This window comes from Micromonospora sp. NPDC048935, from assembly GCF_043197875.1.
Taxonomy (GTDB): domain Bacteria; phylum Actinomycetota; class Actinomycetes; order Mycobacteriales; family Micromonosporaceae; genus Micromonospora.
Genome location: NZ_JBICTZ010000010.1, coordinates 40523 through 56274 on the forward strand (window position 1 = coordinate 40523; position 15752 = coordinate 56274).

At 70.1% G+C, this 15752-nt stretch carries 12 protein-coding genes; 8 read left to right on the plus strand and 4 right to left on the minus strand.

Annotated elements, in window-relative coordinates; all coding sequences use genetic code 11:
• The first annotated feature begins 125 nt into the window (after nucleotides 1-125).
• From ACGFIW_RS24975 to ACGFIW_RS24985, 3 genes are all read left to right on the plus strand, one after another.
• Nucleotides 126-1574 (plus strand): FAD-dependent oxidoreductase, encoded by a 1449-nt coding sequence (locus ACGFIW_RS24975; RefSeq protein WP_393320175.1) that lies wholly within the window; start codon nucleotides 126-128, stop codon nucleotides 1572-1574.
• A gap of 110 nt (nucleotides 1575-1684) precedes the next feature.
• On the plus strand, nucleotides 1685-2395 hold the full coding sequence (locus ACGFIW_RS24980) for a ThuA domain-containing protein (protein ID WP_393320177.1): 711 nt from the start codon (nucleotides 1685-1687) through the stop codon (nucleotides 2393-2395).
• A complete protein-coding gene (locus ACGFIW_RS24985; RefSeq protein WP_393320179.1) occupies nucleotides 2365-3480 on the plus strand; it encodes a Gfo/Idh/MocA family protein in 1116 nt (371 codons plus the stop codon). The genes ACGFIW_RS24980 and ACGFIW_RS24985 overlap by 31 nt, the downstream gene beginning before the upstream one ends.
• A 301-nt stretch (nucleotides 3481-3781) precedes the next feature.
• Here ACGFIW_RS24985 and ACGFIW_RS24990 read toward each other — a convergent pair whose 3' ends face one another.
• Both ACGFIW_RS24990 and ACGFIW_RS24995 read right to left on the minus strand, forming a co-directional pair.
• The gene (locus ACGFIW_RS24990; protein ID WP_393320181.1) at nucleotides 3782-4060 is read right to left on the minus strand and encodes a hypothetical protein; all 279 of its coding nucleotides are present in this window, start codon (nucleotides 4058-4060) and stop codon (nucleotides 3782-3784) included.
• Nucleotides 4057-4311 carry a hypothetical protein gene (locus ACGFIW_RS24995; RefSeq protein WP_393320182.1) on the minus strand — a complete coding sequence of 85 codons (255 nt, stop codon included), beginning with the start codon at nucleotides 4309-4311 and terminating at the stop codon, nucleotides 4057-4059. Before ACGFIW_RS24995 ends, ACGFIW_RS24990 begins: the two co-directional genes overlap by 4 nt.
• Nucleotides 4312-4781: 470 nt before the next feature.
• Between ACGFIW_RS24995 and ACGFIW_RS25000 the strand changes: the two genes are divergently transcribed.
• From ACGFIW_RS25000 to ACGFIW_RS25010, 3 genes are all read left to right on the plus strand, one after another.
• Nucleotides 4782-5987: a hypothetical protein gene (locus ACGFIW_RS25000; protein ID WP_393320185.1), complete on the plus strand. Its 1206-nt coding sequence runs from the start codon at nucleotides 4782-4784 to the stop codon at nucleotides 5985-5987.
• Nucleotides 5987-6871, plus strand: a complete 885-nt coding sequence (gene ribD, locus ACGFIW_RS25005; protein ID WP_393320186.1) for a bifunctional diaminohydroxyphosphoribosylaminopyrimidine deaminase/5-amino-6-(5-phosphoribosylamino)uracil reductase RibD — start codon at nucleotides 5987-5989, stop codon at nucleotides 6869-6871. The genes ACGFIW_RS25000 and ribD overlap by 1 nt, the downstream gene beginning before the upstream one ends.
• Before the next feature lie 495 nt (nucleotides 6872-7366).
• Nucleotides 7367-8188, plus strand: a complete 822-nt coding sequence (locus tag ACGFIW_RS25010; RefSeq protein ID WP_393320188.1) for a sugar phosphate nucleotidyltransferase — start codon at nucleotides 7367-7369, stop codon at nucleotides 8186-8188.
• Nucleotides 8189-8319: 131 nt separating this feature from the next.
• On the opposite strand, the gene ACGFIW_RS25015 is transcribed toward ACGFIW_RS25010, so the two are convergent.
• The gene (locus tag ACGFIW_RS25015; RefSeq protein ID WP_393320191.1) at nucleotides 8320-9273 is read right to left on the minus strand and encodes a cyclase family protein; all 954 of its coding nucleotides are present in this window, start codon (nucleotides 9271-9273) and stop codon (nucleotides 8320-8322) included.
• A 223-nt stretch (nucleotides 9274-9496) separates the two neighbouring features.
• Here ACGFIW_RS25015 and ACGFIW_RS25020 point away from each other — a divergent pair, with 223 nt between their 5' ends.
• Nucleotides 9497-10951, plus strand: a complete 1455-nt coding sequence (locus ACGFIW_RS25020; RefSeq protein WP_393320194.1) for an alkaline phosphatase PhoX — start codon at nucleotides 9497-9499, stop codon at nucleotides 10949-10951.
• Nucleotides 10952-11020: 69 nt separating this feature from the next.
• On the opposite strand, the gene ACGFIW_RS25025 is transcribed toward ACGFIW_RS25020, so the two are convergent.
• Entirely contained in the window at nucleotides 11021-12763 is a 1743-nt protein-coding gene (locus ACGFIW_RS25025; RefSeq protein ID WP_393320196.1) for an RICIN domain-containing protein, read from the minus strand.
• Nucleotides 12764-13174: 411 nt separating this feature from the next.
• On the opposite strand from ACGFIW_RS25025, the gene lanKC reads away from it, so the two are divergent.
• A complete protein-coding gene (lanKC, locus tag ACGFIW_RS25030) occupies nucleotides 13175-15751 on the plus strand; it encodes a class III lanthionine synthetase LanKC (RefSeq protein ID WP_393320198.1) in 2577 nt (858 codons plus the stop codon).
• The last annotated feature ends 1 nt before the right edge of the window (nucleotide 15752 follow it).

Here is a 15752-nt window from a genome sequence, read left to right on the forward strand (position 1 = left end):
GTTCACCGTGCGGCGCACCAACCTTCATCGAACGCGAGAGGACACTCCATGACCGACCCTGCCCGGCACGCCTCGACGGCCCACCGCGTGGCGCGTACGGCGGCCCCGACGACCCGGGCCACGCGGTGAACCCGGGGGAGCGCCAGGCCGTCGTCCTCGGTGGCGGACTCGCCGGCATGCTCGCCGCGCAGGTCCTCGCCCGGCACTTCGGCACGGTCACCGTGGTGGACCGGGACGACCTGGGCGCGCCCGGCCCACAGCCGCGTACCGGGCTTCCGCAGGCCCGGCACCTGCACCAGCTGTGGTCCAGCGGCGCGCGGGTGCTCGACACCCTGCTGCCCGGCCTGACCCAGCAGCTCCTGCGGGCCGGCGCGAAACGCGTCGGCATCCCCACCGGCAACGCCCTGTTCAGCGCGTACGGGTGGCAGCACCGTTTCCCCGAGGCGCAGTTCATGCTCTCCGCCAGCCGGGACCTGTTGGACTGGACGGTCCGCCAGCGGGTGCGCGCCGATCCGAGGGTCGTCGTGCGGGACCGCACGCAGGCCGACGGTCTGCTCGGCTCGGCCGAGGCGGTGACCGGTGTGGTGGTGCGTTCGGTGGCCGACGGCGAGACCACCGAGCTGCCCGCCGACCTCGTCGTGGACGCCACCGGACGCGCGTCCGCGACCCGGCGGTGGCTCGCCGAGTTGGGGCTGCGGCCCATCGAGGAGGATCTCGTCGACACCGGCATCACGTACGCCACGCGGCTGTTCCGGGTGCCCGAGTGGGTGGACGGCAGCTTCCCCGGGGTGAGCGTGCAGCCGGACCACCGCGACGGGCGCCCTGGCCAGAGCGGATACCTCCTGCCGATCGAGGGTGACAGGTGGATCGTCGCGCTGTCCGGCACCCGCGGCGGCGAGCCGTCGGCCGACGACGCGTCCTTCACCGAGTTCGCCGGCAACCTGCGTCACCCGATCATCGCGGAGCTGATCGGTGACGCGGAGCCACTGACCCCGGTCCAGCGGTCGCGGAGCACCGCCAACCGCCGCCTGTACCCGGAGCGCGCCGCCGACTGGCCCACCGGCCTGCTCCTGCTGGGCGACTCGATGGCCTCGTTCAACCCGTCGTACGGCCACGGCATGGTCACCGCCGCCCGCAGCGCCGCCGTCCTGGACCGTGAACTGTCCAGCGGCGACGCCGGTCCGGCGACGATGCGACGCGTCATGCGGGGCCTCGCCGACGTCGTCGACGAGGCCTGGACGTTCGCCACCACGCAGGACATCTGCTACCCCAACTGCCGGATACGCAGCGGCGACGACCGTCTGCTGCCACAGCAGGCCAACGCTCGACGGGAGCTGACCGACGCGATCGGGACGGCCGCCGCCCGGCAACCGGAGATCGCGTCGGCGCTCTTCGACGTCGTCACGCTCGCGGCCCCGGTGAGCAGCCTGATGCAACCGCGCGTCCTCGGGGCGCTACGCGCCGGGCCCACCCACCCGCCGCTGAAGGCTCCTCCGTTCACCGCGGAGGAACTCGCGATGCTGAGACGGTCCACCCGGCGTACGGTCCGCGAGAGCACACCGGCCGCCGGCTGACGGGCACACCGCAACAACCCCTAGTACGGTTTCGGGTGCGCGACATTCACGGGCATCGTCGGGACGCGAGCGGTCAACCCGGTGGCGACGGACCGGGGGAGGGAGCGAGGGTGACGCAGCGGAGAGCACTTGTGGTTCGGGGCGGATGGGAGGGGCACCAGCCGGTCGGCGCGACGGAGTTGTTCCTCCCCTTTCTCAAAGACAACGGCTATGCCGTACGGATCGAGGAGTCGACCGAGGTCTACGCCGACGCCGCCGAGATGGCCGACACCGACCTCGTCGTGCAGTGCATGACGATGTCGCAGATCACCGCGGAGCAGGTGGCGGGCCTGAGCGCGGCGGTCGTCGCCGGCACGGGGTTCACCGGCTGGCACGGCGGCATCGTCGACTCGTTCCGCGCGTCCTCCGAATACCTGCATCTGGTGGGCGGCCAGTTCGCGACCCATCCGGGCAAGGAGCCGTGCGAGCGGCACGGTGGCCCGGAGGACAACTTCCTGCCGCACACGGTGCGCGTCACCGACCTCGGCCGGGAGCACCCGATCACCGCCGGAATCGACGACTTCGACCTGGTCACCGAACAGTACTGGGTGCTGCACGACGACCTCATCGACGTCCTGGCCGTGACGACCCACCCCACCCAGGCGTGGCACACGTGGCACCGGCCGGTCACCTCGCCGGCCATCTGGACCCGGCGCTGGGGTGCCGGGCGCATCGTCGTGACGACTCCGGGGCACAGCCTGGACGTGCTGGAGCACCCGAGCGTCCGTACCGTCATCGAGAGGGGGATGCGGTGGGCGACGCGCACCTCGTCGGCGTCGTAGGTCTCGGGGTCATCTCCCGCGCGTACCTGGACACCCTCGCCAACCACCCCGCGGTGCGCGTCGCCGCACTGGCCGACCTCGACGCCTCCCGGGCCGCCGAGGCCGCCGCCCTGATTCCCGGGGCCGAGGCCATGAGCGTCGAGCGCCTGCTCGCCCATCCGGACGTGCGGACGGTGCTCAACCTCACCATCCCCGCGGCGCACGCCGACATCTCGCTCGCCACGATCGACGCGGGCAAGAACGTCTATGTCGAGAAGCCGCTCGCCGTGACGTTCCCCGAGGGTCGCACGATCATCGAACGGGCCGCGTCGGCCGGCGTGCGCGTCGGGTGCGCGCCGGACACGGTCCTGGGCACGGGTACGCAGACGGCGCGGGCGGCGATCGACGGCGGGCTCATCGGACGCCCGATGTCCGCCTCGGCAGTCATGATCACCGCGGGGCACGAGCGCTGGCACCCCAACCCCGACTTCTACTACGCACCGGGCGGCGGCCCGTTGCTGGACATGGGGCCGTACTACATCTCGGCGCTCATCCACCTGCTCGGGCCGGTGCGCGCGGTGGTCGGAGCCGCCAGCCGCCTGCGCGCCGAACGCGTCATCAGCTCGGGCCCACGCACCGGCCAGCGGATCCCGGTGCAGGTGGACACCCACGTGACTGGCGTGCTCGAACACGCCAACGGTGCCCTCTCCACCATCACCACGAGCTTCGACGGCGTCACGACGACGGCCGCGCCGATCGAGGTACGGGGGGAGGCCGGCACCCTCGCCGTACCCGATCCGAACCACTTCGACGGGGAGGTCCGCCTCTTCGCGCCCGGGGACACCGAATGGCGCGTTCTCGAACCGCGGGCCGGATACGCCGAGTCGTCCCGCGGCATCGGCCTGATCGACTTCGTCCGGGCCGACGCTCAGCGTCCGCCACGGGCGAGCGGCGACCTCGCACTGCACGTACTCGAAACGATGACCACCCTGCTCCGGTCGGCAGCCGAAGGCCGGCGGATCGAGCTGACGACGGGGGTGCAGCGACCCTCGCCGGTCCCGCTCACCCCGGCCGAGGAGTGGAAGGGGCACCTCGCAGCTTCGTAAACAGATGTCCACGCGTGCAGGGGTACCTTTTCTTCGCGGGCATCGCGTGCGCATCCGCTGAGCCAGCGGTCCGTTCACCGTGGCTGGCCATTCGGAGGTGAGTTGTCGACGGCGGAGAGCCCGAGTCGGCGGAGGAGTTGGCGGCCTCCGGTGTGGCGGGTGAGTTCCTCCACCGCCCAGGCGTGCTGCCTGCATCCGTTGTCGGCACAGTGGAAGCAGGTGCGGTCGTTCGCGTGCTGGAGGGCCGTTAGGCGGGCCGACTCGAAGCGGTCGACGGGTCGGGCGCTTTCGTCCGTGCCGGTCACGGCGTCTGCGCGATTCGCCTCAGTGCGGCGACGTTGACGCGCAACTCCATGCAGGGCGGGTGCGGATCAATGTCGGGGTAGCCGCACTGGGGCCGGTGGCCGTGTGTCCACAACCACTCGTCGCTGAGGTGCGCCAGGTCGGTGCGGAGCCAGGCGACGACGACGTCGACGGGGGAGCCAGGGGCCAGGTCCCGGCCGAAAGACCAGTCGTCGGGATTGAGCCTCAGCAGCGTCCCAGGCTCGACGATGGGCAGTTCGCTGGGTTCGTACGTCATGCGGGCCTCTCGTCGCGGTGCAGGTCGAGACCCATCTGGTAATCAGCGGGCACCCGATCGAGACCCGCCCAGAAGGCGCGGTTCTCCGCAGCGAGCCCCTGCGGGGAGGGCTGGTCCGGGCCGGCCTCGCCGGTCCGATTCCATCCGCTGCGGTGACCGAACAGCGTCGCCGCGCCTTCGCAGTCGATGCCGAACGGCCGGTACTGCCGACTGTCCTGGGCCGGGACGAACCACTTGATTCGTTTCGCCACCGTCATCCTTCCCTCACGCGCGTGCGGCCAGGCCGGGGCCGCAGGGACTGACGCCCGCGGGACGCGACGGGCTCTGCACCCTGCTCGGCTGGTGGTTAACTCGTTGCGAGTCAACGATCACCGAATGCTGTACGCCTGGGAATACCGACCTACGGTCCGACCTTGTGTACCGACCTCTGGTCCGACCACCGTCTGAGCTGGGCATCCAGCGACTCGATTGCCGCCGTGACGCATGACGGCGACCATCCGGTGGCAAGATGGCCGTAGAGCCGGCCGTGAGAGGAGAAGTAAGTGTCACGCTCTCCTCACACCACTGTCGTACCTGGCAGGCAGCTTCGCTCTACCGGTCGGAGAGCGGATTCCTGCCGGTTCCTCGGCATCGCCACCGAGCAAGGTCTCGGCCCTCATCCACGAATGTGCCGGGCCTGATAGTGGCTCGTCACCCGGAAACCGTGGTCACCCCTAACACGGTGCTCACCGACGCCCGCCAACGTTTACTTTCACCCCGGCGACCGGGCCAATGCATGTCGCGCAGCGAGCTGGCCGACGCCATCAATACCGCTCTTGACCGGCTCTACTCCAGCAGGGTGCTTACCGCCCACTACGTCGACTCTCGGTGGGTCGGCAAACTCGAACGCGGCGAGCACCGATGGCCTGGCGAAGAGCGTCGCGCCGCCCTCCGCGATGTTCTCAGCGCTGCCAGCGACGCTCAACTCGACCTGTACAGCCCGCGGCGCACCGACGCCACCAGCGCCGCCAACCACGTCATCGAACTGCCGACGCCGGGAAGCTGGGACGAGACGATCTACCAGCTACGAGCCCAGTGGCACCTGCTGGTCCAGAACGACATGCTGTTTGGACCGGAGTACGCGTTAATCGGGGTCACGGCTCAGCTCATGCTGCTCGACCGGCTGCTCAACGACGTGCCATCGTCGATTCGCCCGAACCTCGTACGCCTGGCCGCCCAGTATGCCGAGTCGGCAGCATGGTTGAACCACTCGCTCGACGACGCCCCAGCCGCCCAGCGTTGGACCCGGGAGGCGCTTACCTGGGCGGATCAAATTGCTGATCCGATCATGACAGCCTGGGCGACGTACCGCAGTAGTCAGCACTGGCTCATCGCGGGAAAGCCGCGTCGTGCTGTCGAGGAAGCCGAAGCTGCAATGCTGCAGGACAGGAGGGTACCCAATCCGGTTCGGGCGGCACTTCGCGTGCAGCATGCCCATGCGCTCGCCATGGTCGGTGAGCATCGCAAGGCCATGCAACTCCTGGACGACGCCCACGAGTGGGCTGCGGACCGTCGCCCAGGCAAGCCCGAAGGTGAGCATGCCTCCTATTGCACGAGTGGCTATATCGAGGTACACCGAGGTACGTGCCTGAGGATAGGACAGCGACCCGACGAGGCCATCGCGGTGCTCGACGCAGCGCTACCGATGATCCCGCCGCTCCACCGTCAGGACTTCACCGCAGCCCTGCTCACCAAGGCCGCAGCCCACGTAGCGGCTGACCAGCCTGAGCAGGCTGCCGCCACCGCGCGTGTGGCGTTACCGATCGCCCGGCGAGCTGGTTCGCGCCGGATTCTGCACCAACTCGGCCAGATCGGCTCCGCTGTTGACGAGCACCGCCACCTGACCCATGTCCGTGCGTTCCTCGCTGACCTTGTGGAGACCGACTGATGGCCTCAGACGTAGAGCTGTCCGCGATGCGGCATGCCATCGCTCTCTCCGCTCTTGGACTGGGCACCACGAGCCCGAACCCGCCCGTCGGGTGCGTGATCCTGGATCAGCACGGAGTCGTTGTGGGTGCGGGATTTCACCGCCGCAAGGGGGAGCCGCACGCCGAAGCGCACGCTCTCAACGCGGCGGGAGGTGCCGCTCGCGGTGGTACGGCTTTCGTCACGCTGGAACCCTGCAACCACGTCGGAGTCACGCCGGCGTGTCGCCAGGAGCTGATCAACGCCGGCGTCTCCCGGGTGGTCATCGCTGTCATGGACCCAACGTCCCGTGGTGAGGGTGGCGCCTCGATGCTCGCCGCGGCGGGCGTGGAGGTCGAGATCGGCGTGTTGCGCGACGAAGCCCTGACCGTCCTTGAGCCGTGGCTGACCGCAACACAACGGCGCAGGCCCTACCTGACGTGGGCGTTCACAGCGGACAGCGGGTATCGAACGGCGGCCGAAAAGCGACTCCTGGTCGACCTTCGCGCGACCGCTGACCTCGTCATTGCGGACAACACCCTCCACGAGGGCATTCCCGGAGGCCACGCCAGCGCGCACTTCGCACTGCCGGGGGCTGCAGAGATCGACGGCGGCCTTTCCCAATGGCAGTCAGCGGCCTACGGAGTCGGCGTACGCAGCATGCTCGTTGTCGGTCACGAGCAGGCCGCCGCGCTGCGACCGCACCTGCACGCGGTCGATGAGATCGTCATCGCTGTGCCGCGAACCGACCCGTCGCGAGCGTTGGACGTGGTCCAACCCGACCTCATGCCGGTCGGCTTCCGCCTGGTCGAGGTCGGTGCCGACGCGGAGTCGATGACGCTGCGCCTGCGACGCGTGGATGTGTAGCGCGAGATCGGACCCCACGTCGCCGCCCTCGACCAGCCCGGCGTCGGCGCCGTCATCGGCTCCCGCCGCCGCCCCGACTCCCACGGCTACTACCCGTCCACCGGTCCGACCCCCACCACCTGGCTCTACCAAGGAGCCGTCCGGGACCTCCTGCACCTCGACGCCACCGACCCGCAGGCCGGCTTCAAAGCCTTCCCGGCCACCGCCTCGACCCCGACACACGCCGGACCCCGACGTGGGACCGCATCCGTCAAGCCGGCTCCCTGGCCGCAGCCGCAGCCGCCGCCGAACCCACGATCACCATGCTCAAAGCACCCACCGCACGCTGACGAATCATCGCGGGCCGCCGGCATCGACGCGCTGGCGGCCCGCACCGTGCGCGCCTTCACCATGTGCCCCGAGTCGGACCAGTGCGATGCGTAAACTGCACAGATTCGCCCGGCTCACTGTCGCCACACCCTGACGGCCGGTGCAACCCAACCGAAAGGTAAGCACGTGAGGGCCGTCATCGCTGTCGCCGGCATGGGCAGCCGCTTCTTTCCCATCGGCAAGACCATTAACAAATGCATGCTGCCGATCCTCAACCAACCAGTTGTCGCCTACGCAGTCGCTGACTGCGTCGCCGCAGGCGCCCACGAGATCGCGATCGTCACCGCCCCCGGCGAGATCGGCCGCCAGGTGCGTCATTACTTCACCGAAGACCATGACCTGAAGGACTACTTCACCGCACGCGGCTGGCGGGACAAGTACGCGCCCCTCGCGGACCTGCACAGCCAGGCCGACTTCACGTTCATCGAACAGCCACGCGACGACCGGTACGGCACCGCGCTGCCCGCGATCGTCGCCGCTGACTTCATCGCTGGCGACGACTTCCTCCTAGTGACCGGCGACGACCTTCTGCTCCGCAACGACGGCGGGTCGGACCTGGCCGACCTCGTCGCTGCCCGGGCCAGCGCTGGAGTGCCGGCCGCGCTCGCCGCCGCCACGGTGCCCGGCGCCGAGGCCCATCGCTACGGCATCCTGCACCCGCGAGCAGCCGAGGGTCACCAGCTACTCGATCAGCTGCTCGAAAAGCCGGACGACTACGGCGAGCCAACCGCGTACATCAACATCAGCCGCACCCTGCTACCCGCCGAAGCATTGGCCTACTTCCAGAAGCTGACTCCGGCGCCGAACGGCGAGTACCAGGCCACCGACGCCGTCATCGCCTTCGCCCGCGACAACGACGTACTGATCCACCCTGTCACCGGCGAGTACCACGACTGCGGCAACCCTGCCGGCTGGCTCGCTGCCAACAACGCTGCGGCTCTGGCCTGAGGGCCCGGCCTTCCCGGGGATGTCACAACGCCCCGTGCCGGGGCCAGCCCGGCGCACACGCACGGAAGTCGTCCGGCGCTGTCAACGGAAGTCCTCCTGGCCGCTGCGGCGAGCTGCCGATCTACGCGCGGTCAGAAGGTGGCGATCGGGTTGACCAGGCTGCCGGACGTGCCGGCGAAGCGGACCGGTGCGACCGCGAGCTGGAAATCCCACTGGCACAGCTCGGCGGCCGTCGTCGCGCACGCCTCCAGGTCGCAGTTGTCGAGCAGCCACAGACCCATCGCGACGAGACCCACGGCGTGGACCGGCATCAACACCGCTTCGTACCCCGACGGTTGCACGTCCTGAGGGCTGTCCGCGCCGATCAGCGCGACCTGCCGTTCCTGGAGCCACGGCAGGCAGGACGCGTGCCAGCCGGTCTGTGCGAAACCGCTGGCCGCGCCGGCCTCGTGCCGGAAGCGGCCATGGCCGGTGCGCAGGAGCACCGCGTCGCCGGGGAGCACCCGTACGCCCTGGCGACGTTCGGCCTCCTCGAGATCGTCGGGGAAGACGCCCTGCCCCGGCTCCAGCCACGGCACGTCGCGGGCTCCCGCGACGTCCAGCAGGACACCACGGGTGATGATCCCGTTGGCTGCCGCCGTCACGGCGGCCCACGCCGATCCCGTCTCGGCGTCGACCAACGAGTGTGACCGCCCGTTGTACATCTTGCCGTCCCAGAACAGGTGGCACGGCGAGTCGACGTGGGTGAGGGTGTTGCCGTGGAAGGTGATGCCGAGTCGCTCGGACGAGAAGCCCCAGCTCCGGTCGCCGTGGAAGTGGGGCGGCATGTGCTCGGCGCCCGGCATGTCGGCGGCGCGCGGGCACGTCGTCGTCGACCGCTCCATGTCCGCCGGTGCGGCGACCTCCCACGCGCAGGACACGCTCCTGCCGTGGCGCACGGCCCGCGCCGCCGCCAGTCGGACGTCGTCGGTGATGTGGTTCAGTGTGCCGCGCTCGTCGTCGTCGCCCCACCGTCCCCAGTTCGACAGCGTGTCGAAATACCCGAGCACGTCGTCCTGGGAGGGCATGTGTCGCTCTGCCGTCATTCCCGCATCGACTCCTTTTGTCCGGCTCCGCTGGGCACCGCGGTCAGGGTATCCCGCGGCCGGATCGAGGTCCGGGACGACCGGTGACCAGCCCCGCGACGGGTGCGCGGCACTGATTCTTCACCTCGATGTCACCACGGGAACCCTCGGGTGACGTGTCGGTGTCCGTCCACGGGAGTTGGCTGTCAGCCGTCGTACATCCCTGGACCAGGAGCTGATCCGCGTGCCTTCCTCCCGTCGTACCTTCCTCGCGAGCGGTGCCGCCGCCGGCGTGGGCCTCGCCGTCGCCGGTGGCCTGCCGTCCCTGGCGCAGGCCAGCCCCGGCCGGCCGCACCCGCCGGTCAAGGGCGGCCACGTCCCCTTCCCGCCGCTCGTGGACGACCCCAAGGGAGTCCTGGCCCTGCCCGAGGGCTTCAGCTACACCGTGGTCACCCGGACCGGCGTCACCCGGCTCGACCGTGCTCAGGGCGTGACCCCGTCCGACCACGACGGCATGGCCGTCTACGACGCCGGTCACGGCCGCTACACCCTGATCCAGAACCACGAGATCGACCCGGGCGCCGAGTTCGGTGTGCCGCACGTCAAGGGCACGGTGTACGACGCGGGCGCCACCGACGCCGGCGGTTGCACCGTGATCAGGACCGACCGCGCGGGCCGCAACCTGGGTGAGTTCGTCGCCCTCTCCGGCACCATCTCCAACTGCGCCGGCGGGCCGACCCCGTGGGGGACGTGGCTGACCTGCGAGGAGACCGAGGACCGGGCCGGCGACGAGTGGGAGGAGGGCGCCCGGTCGGGCGTCTACCAAAAGGATCACGGCTACGTCTTCGAGGTCTGGGCCGACGGCAGCGCGGACCCGCGGCCGATCAAGTGCCTGGGCCGCTACTCCCACGAGGCCCTGGCGGTCGACCGGGACCGCACCCGGATCTACCTGTCCGAGGACGCCGACGAGCCCAACGGCCTCTTCTACCGCTGGACCGCCCCGGCCGGGGTCAAGCTCGGCCCCGGTGTGCTCACCCGCCTCGCACCCAACGCCGGTGTCCTCGCCGCCATGCAGATCATCCTGGACGACGGCTCGGTGCTGCCGGACGTCGCCTACCTGACCTCCGCCCAGTTGGGCCGCCCCTTCCCCGTGCGGTGGATCGAGGTGCCGGACCGCGACGCGCGGCACACGTCCGTGCGCGAGCAGTTCGCCGACGGCCAGGTCACCCGGGGACGCAAGTTCGAGGGGGTGTGGAGCACCGACGAGGGCGTGTACGTGGTCAACTCCTACGCCTGGGACGACGGTGACCTGCCGGCCGACGCCGCGCCGCACGACGGCATGGTCTGGTTCTACGACTTCAGGGCCCAGACCATCCAGCTGGTGACGTACTTCCCGCACCAGGTGGCCTCCGAGGAGGGTGCGCCGGTCAAGTACAACGACCTCACCTTCGACGGCCCGGACAACGTGTCCGTCACCCCGTGGGGCAGCCTGGTGCTCGCCGAGGACGGCACCGGGGCCTCCCACGTGCTCAGTACGATTCCGGGCGGGCCGACGTACGCGATCGCCCGCAACCAGCTCAACGACTCGGAGTTCTGCGGGCCGACCTTCAGCGCCGACGGCAGGGTGCTCTTCGTCAACATGCAGGACCCCGGTCTCACCCTGGCGATCACCGGCCCGTGGGAGAAGTACCTGGGCTGACCGAGGGGGCCGGCCGGTGGGGGTCAGGTGATCGGCCTGATCCCCACCGGAGTCGTGCGGGGTGTACGGTCAGCCGACCTGGACCAGCCGCCAGTTGTTCCTGGTGCTGCCGTTGTCGGTGTACTGGACGGCCTGGGTGCCCCAGGTGCTGGAGCCGTTGAGGATGGCGAGCACCTTGCCGCTGTTGACGTTGCGGATCCGGTAGGAACCGTCGCTGTTGGCCACCAGGGTCCACCGGTGGTCGGCGGTGCCGTTGTCGCTCCACTGTAGGACGCGGGCGTTGTCGGCGGTCGACATGTTCTCGACGCCGAGGACCTTGCCGCTGTTGACGTTGCGGAACCGGAACGCGCTGCCGTCGGTGACGCGGACCCAGTTGTGGTCGGCGGTGCCGGTGTCGCCCCACACCACGGCCAGACCACCGTCGGCCGTGGACATGTTCTGGACGCCGAGGACCACACCGGTGTCGACGTTTACCAGCTTGTAGGTGTCTCCCACGGGGGTGGTGCCGGTCACGTTCGTCACGAAGGTCATCACGCTGCGGGCGGGGAGCGTGACGGTCAGCGAGCCGTTCGACATGGTGAGCGCGCCCTGGGGCGCGACGGTCCGGCTCGCGTCGGTCAGCCAGTTCGAGACGCTGCCGGACGCGGTGGTGTTGGACAGGGTGAACTGCTGGCTCACCGACGAGGTGTTCTTGTTGACGGCGACGATCACGACGGTGTTGCCACCGCGGTACGCCGAGACGTAGACGTTCGACGCCGGGTTCGCCGTCGCGTCGATCCGCTGGTAGCCGGGGCGGACGAACCTGGAGAAGTGCGCCATCATGGCCCCGCGCTTGCTGACCTGGCCGTCCTCGCGCATCGGCCCGTAGCTGCGCCGGAGATACCACCAGACGTACGCCTGGAACTCGGCGTCGACCATGGCGCGGTGGATGTGCTCGCCCACGTCGAGCGCCTCGGGCCAGGCGTCGCCCGAGTTCGTGTTGCTGTTGGGGTAGTAGACCTCGGTCATCCAGAGCTCTTTGCCCGCGCCCTTCTGCTTGAACAGGGGGTAGGCGAAGTTGGAGTACGAGGTGCCGTAGAGGTGCGCCCCGATGATGTCCACGTTGGCCAGCGCGGTGGCGTCGTTGAGGATCGGGTCCGACACGGACTTCACGTACTGGAAGGACTCCGGAGCGATGACCCTGGTGCTGATCGAGCCGGCGTTCTCCCGTAGGAACCGCACCATTTCGGTGGTGGTCCACCACGTCCACTCGGCCGCGTAGTCGGGCTCGTTCTGCACCGAGATGGCGTACAGGTCCACCCCGTTGTTGCGCATGTGCGTGGTGAAGTTGTTCAGGTGCGTGGCGTAGGCGGCGTACGAGCTGTACCGCAGGCGCCTCGCGTTGGTCTGGTTGCCGCGGGTGAAGGTCTCGATCATGCTGGCCGGGGGGTTCCACGGCGACGCGAACACGGTGGCTCCGAGCGCGACCGCGCGTTGCGCCGTCGCCAGATCGGCACTCCAGTCCGCCTGGTTCTCGTTGACGGGGATCCGCAGCAGGGAGAACCCCAGCCGACCCTCGCCGGTGCCGAACGCCGTGTCCCGCTGGGCGGCGGTCAGGTCGCCGATCCAGGCCGCGTGGGCCATGGCGCCGAAGCCTCGGATCGTCTGTCGCGTCGCGGACGGATTGATGCTCGCCGGTGCGGCCGAGGCCGGCGTGGCCCCCGCGACCGCGGCGACCGCCGCGACCGGTACGGCCCCCATCGTCGTCAGGACGGTTCTCCGGCTCAGCAGTTTCCGCTCGCCGCTCACCGGTTCGTGCTGCTCGTGCGTCATGTCTCGTCCTCCTGGCTGGTGGTGGTACGCGCCTTCGCGGTCCCCTCGGCCCGGTCGGCACCGGTCTGTCGCGTCGCCACCGGGGCTGACGGGGGACCCCGGTGCCGATGACCTGTCGATTACGATCGAATGACGTGACTGTTAACGTTAACAATCACGGGAGTCTAAGTTCTGCACTCGCCAGGGGTCAAGAACACGCAGCTCAGTGAGCGGGTGGCCACCCTGTGTGTCGCATCGAACAGTGGTGCCGCGCCACCGGTGTTGGCGCGGTGGCCCTGACTAATGTCACTGGGTACCGTGCGCCCTGCATTGAACGTCGTGACTATGTGCACTGGGGGCCGGCACGTCCCGTGGACGAGACTCGATGCAACGCCGGCACATCAGCCGGCCGAGTCGAAGGGCGGCGGGACAGTGGACGAACGCTACGACAGCTACTGCGCCGCGGACCCGCTGTTCTACGACTCGCTCGGCAGCGCCGTCGCGCAGCCCGTCTTCCCGGCCGCCGAACGGCCGCTGCCGACCGGCTGGCGCAGCGAGCCGCTCGACGACTGGCTGATCTACGCCCCCGAGGGCGGCTCGCTGCCGCAGCAGGGCTGGAAGATCCACATCTCGGCGGGTCTGGCGAACGCCGAGCGGGTGCTGGACGCGGTGTGGGACTACTGCGTCCCCCGCGGCCTGTCCTTCAAGTTCCTGCGTGGGCCCCGCACCCTGCTGCTGCGCAACTCCAAGTACGCCGCCCGGGCCGCCAGTGGCAAGTTCGTCACGGTCTACCCCCGCGACGACGCGGAACTGGAGCTGACCTGCAAGGAACTCGACGAACTGCTCACCGGCGAGACCGGGCCGTACATCCTCAGTGACCTGCGCTACGGCAGCGGGCCGGTGCACGTGCGCTACGGCGGCTTCGCCGCCCGCTACTGCCTCTCCCCGGACGGTCAGGTGGTGCCGGCGATCGAGGACGACTCCGGCACGCTGGTGCCGGACCGCCGGGAGCCGGTCTTCCACGTGCCGTCCTGGATCACCCTGCCCGACTTCCTCGGCCCGCACCTGGCCGCCCGCAACGACACCAGCACCAACCAGGTGCCGTACCGCATCGAGAAGGTGATCCACTTCTCCAACGGCGGCGGGCTGTACGTGGGCCGGGACCTGCGCACCGACACCGAGGTGGTGCTGAAGGAGGCCCGCCCGCACGCCGGCCTGGACGCCGACGGCACCGACGCCGTCGCCCGGCTGGCCCGCGAGGCGGACGCTCTGCGGCAACTCGCCGACCTGCCGCAGGTGCCCCGGGTGCACGACGAGTTCGCCCTGGGCGAGCACCGGTTCCTCGCACTCGAGTTCATCGAGGGCCGACCGCTGAACAAGGTGCTCGTCGACAGGTACCCGCTCATCGACGCCGACGCGACAGACGACGACCGGGCGGCGTACGCCCGGTGGGCCCGGCAGACCTACGAGCAGGTCGAGTCGGTCGTCGCGGCGATCCACGAGCGCGGCCTGGTCTACGGGGACCTGCACCTGTTCAACATCATGATCCGGCCGGACGACCGGGTCGCCCTCGTCGACTTCGAGGTGGCCGCGCCGATCGCCGGACACCGCCGACCCGGGCTGCGCAACCAGGGGTTCGCGGCACCGCGGAACCGGACCGGGCCGGCGGTCGACAGGTACGCCCTGGCCTGCCTGCGGCTGGCGCTGTTCCTGCCGCTGACCCAGTTGGTCCGGCTCGCACCGGCGAAGGTGGCGCACCTGGCCGACATCATCGCCGCGAACTTCCCGGTGCCGAGGTCCTTCCTCGACCCGGCGGTCGAGGAGATCACCGGTAGCCCCCGGGCCGCGGACACACACCCCGCGCCCCTCGTGCGGGAGAAGCTGGCGACGGCCATCCTGGCCAGCGCCACTCCGACCCGGGACGACCGGCTCTTCCCCGGCGACATCGAACAGTTCCGCAGCGGCGGCCTCAACCTCGCCCACGGGGCGGCGGGAGTGCTGTACGCGCTCGACAAGAGCGGCGCCGGGCGGTGGCCCGAGCACGAGGACTGGCTGGTGCGGCGGGCGACAGCGCCGCCGTCCGGCACCCGCTGCGGCTTCTACGACGGGCTGCACGGCGTCGCCCACGCCCTCGACCACCTCGGACGACGGCAGGACGCGCTGGACGTGCTCGACATCTGCCTGCGCGAACCCGTGGACGGACTCGACCACAGCCTCGCGAGCGGACTGTCCGGAATCGCGCTCAACCTTGCCGAGCTGGCCGCGCGTACCGGGGAGGCGTCGTTGCGCGACGCCGCGTGGCAGGTCGCCGAGCGGGTGGTCGGGCAACTGGCCGCCGACCCGGGGCCGGACATCAGCGGCGGACGCAATCCGTACGCCGGGCTGCTGCGCGGCCGGACCGGACCGGCGCTGATGCTGCTGCGGCTCTACGAGCTCAGCGGCGACGAGGAGCTGCTGGGGCACGCCGCCACGGCACTGCGCCAGGATCTGCGCCGGTGTGTGCTGCGCCCGGACGGCGCCCTGGAGGTCAACGAGGGCTGGCGGACCATGCCGTACCTGGCGCACGGCAGCGTCGGCATCGGGCTGGTCCTCGACCAGTACCTGCGCCACCGCTCCGACGACCGGTTCGCCGAGGCGAGCGCGGGGATCCGCCGCGCCGCGCGGTCACCGTTCTACGCACAGTCCGGGCTCTTCGCCGGCCGGGCCGGCATCATCGCCTACCTCGCCGCCTCGACCGACGACGCCGACCGCCGGGAACTCGACGCGCAGGTGGACCGGCTGAGCTGGCACGCGCTGCCGTACCGGGACGGAACCGCGTTCCCCGGCGAGCAGTTGCTGCGGCTCTCCATGGACTTCGGCACCGGCACCACCGGCGTGCTCTACGCGCTGGCCTGCGCACAGCACGACCAGCCGCCGGTGCTGCCCTTTCTCGCGCCCCTGCCGGGCGCGCAGAGACTCCCTCGCAACAGCGGGGGCGACCTGTTCGGCGAACGGAAGGAAGGGAGGTGAA

What these genes read in the sequence shown, in the direction of transcription:
- ACGFIW_RS24990 (WP_393320181.1), bottom strand. Translation starts at nt 4,060, where the DNA reads ATGACGTACGAACCCAGCGAACTGCCCATCGTCGAGCCTGGGACGCTG.
- ribD (WP_393320186.1), top strand. Translation starts at nt 5,987, where the DNA reads ATGGCCTCAGACGTAGAGCTGTCCGCGATGCGGCATGCCATCGCTCTC.
- ACGFIW_RS25015 (WP_393320191.1), bottom strand. Translation starts at nt 9,273, where the DNA reads ATGACGGCAGAGCGACACATGCCCTCCCAGGACGACGTGCTCGGGTAT.
- ACGFIW_RS25025 (WP_393320196.1), bottom strand. Translation starts at nt 12,763, where the DNA reads ATGACGCACGAGCAGCACGAACCGGTGAGCGGCGAGCGGAAACTGCTG.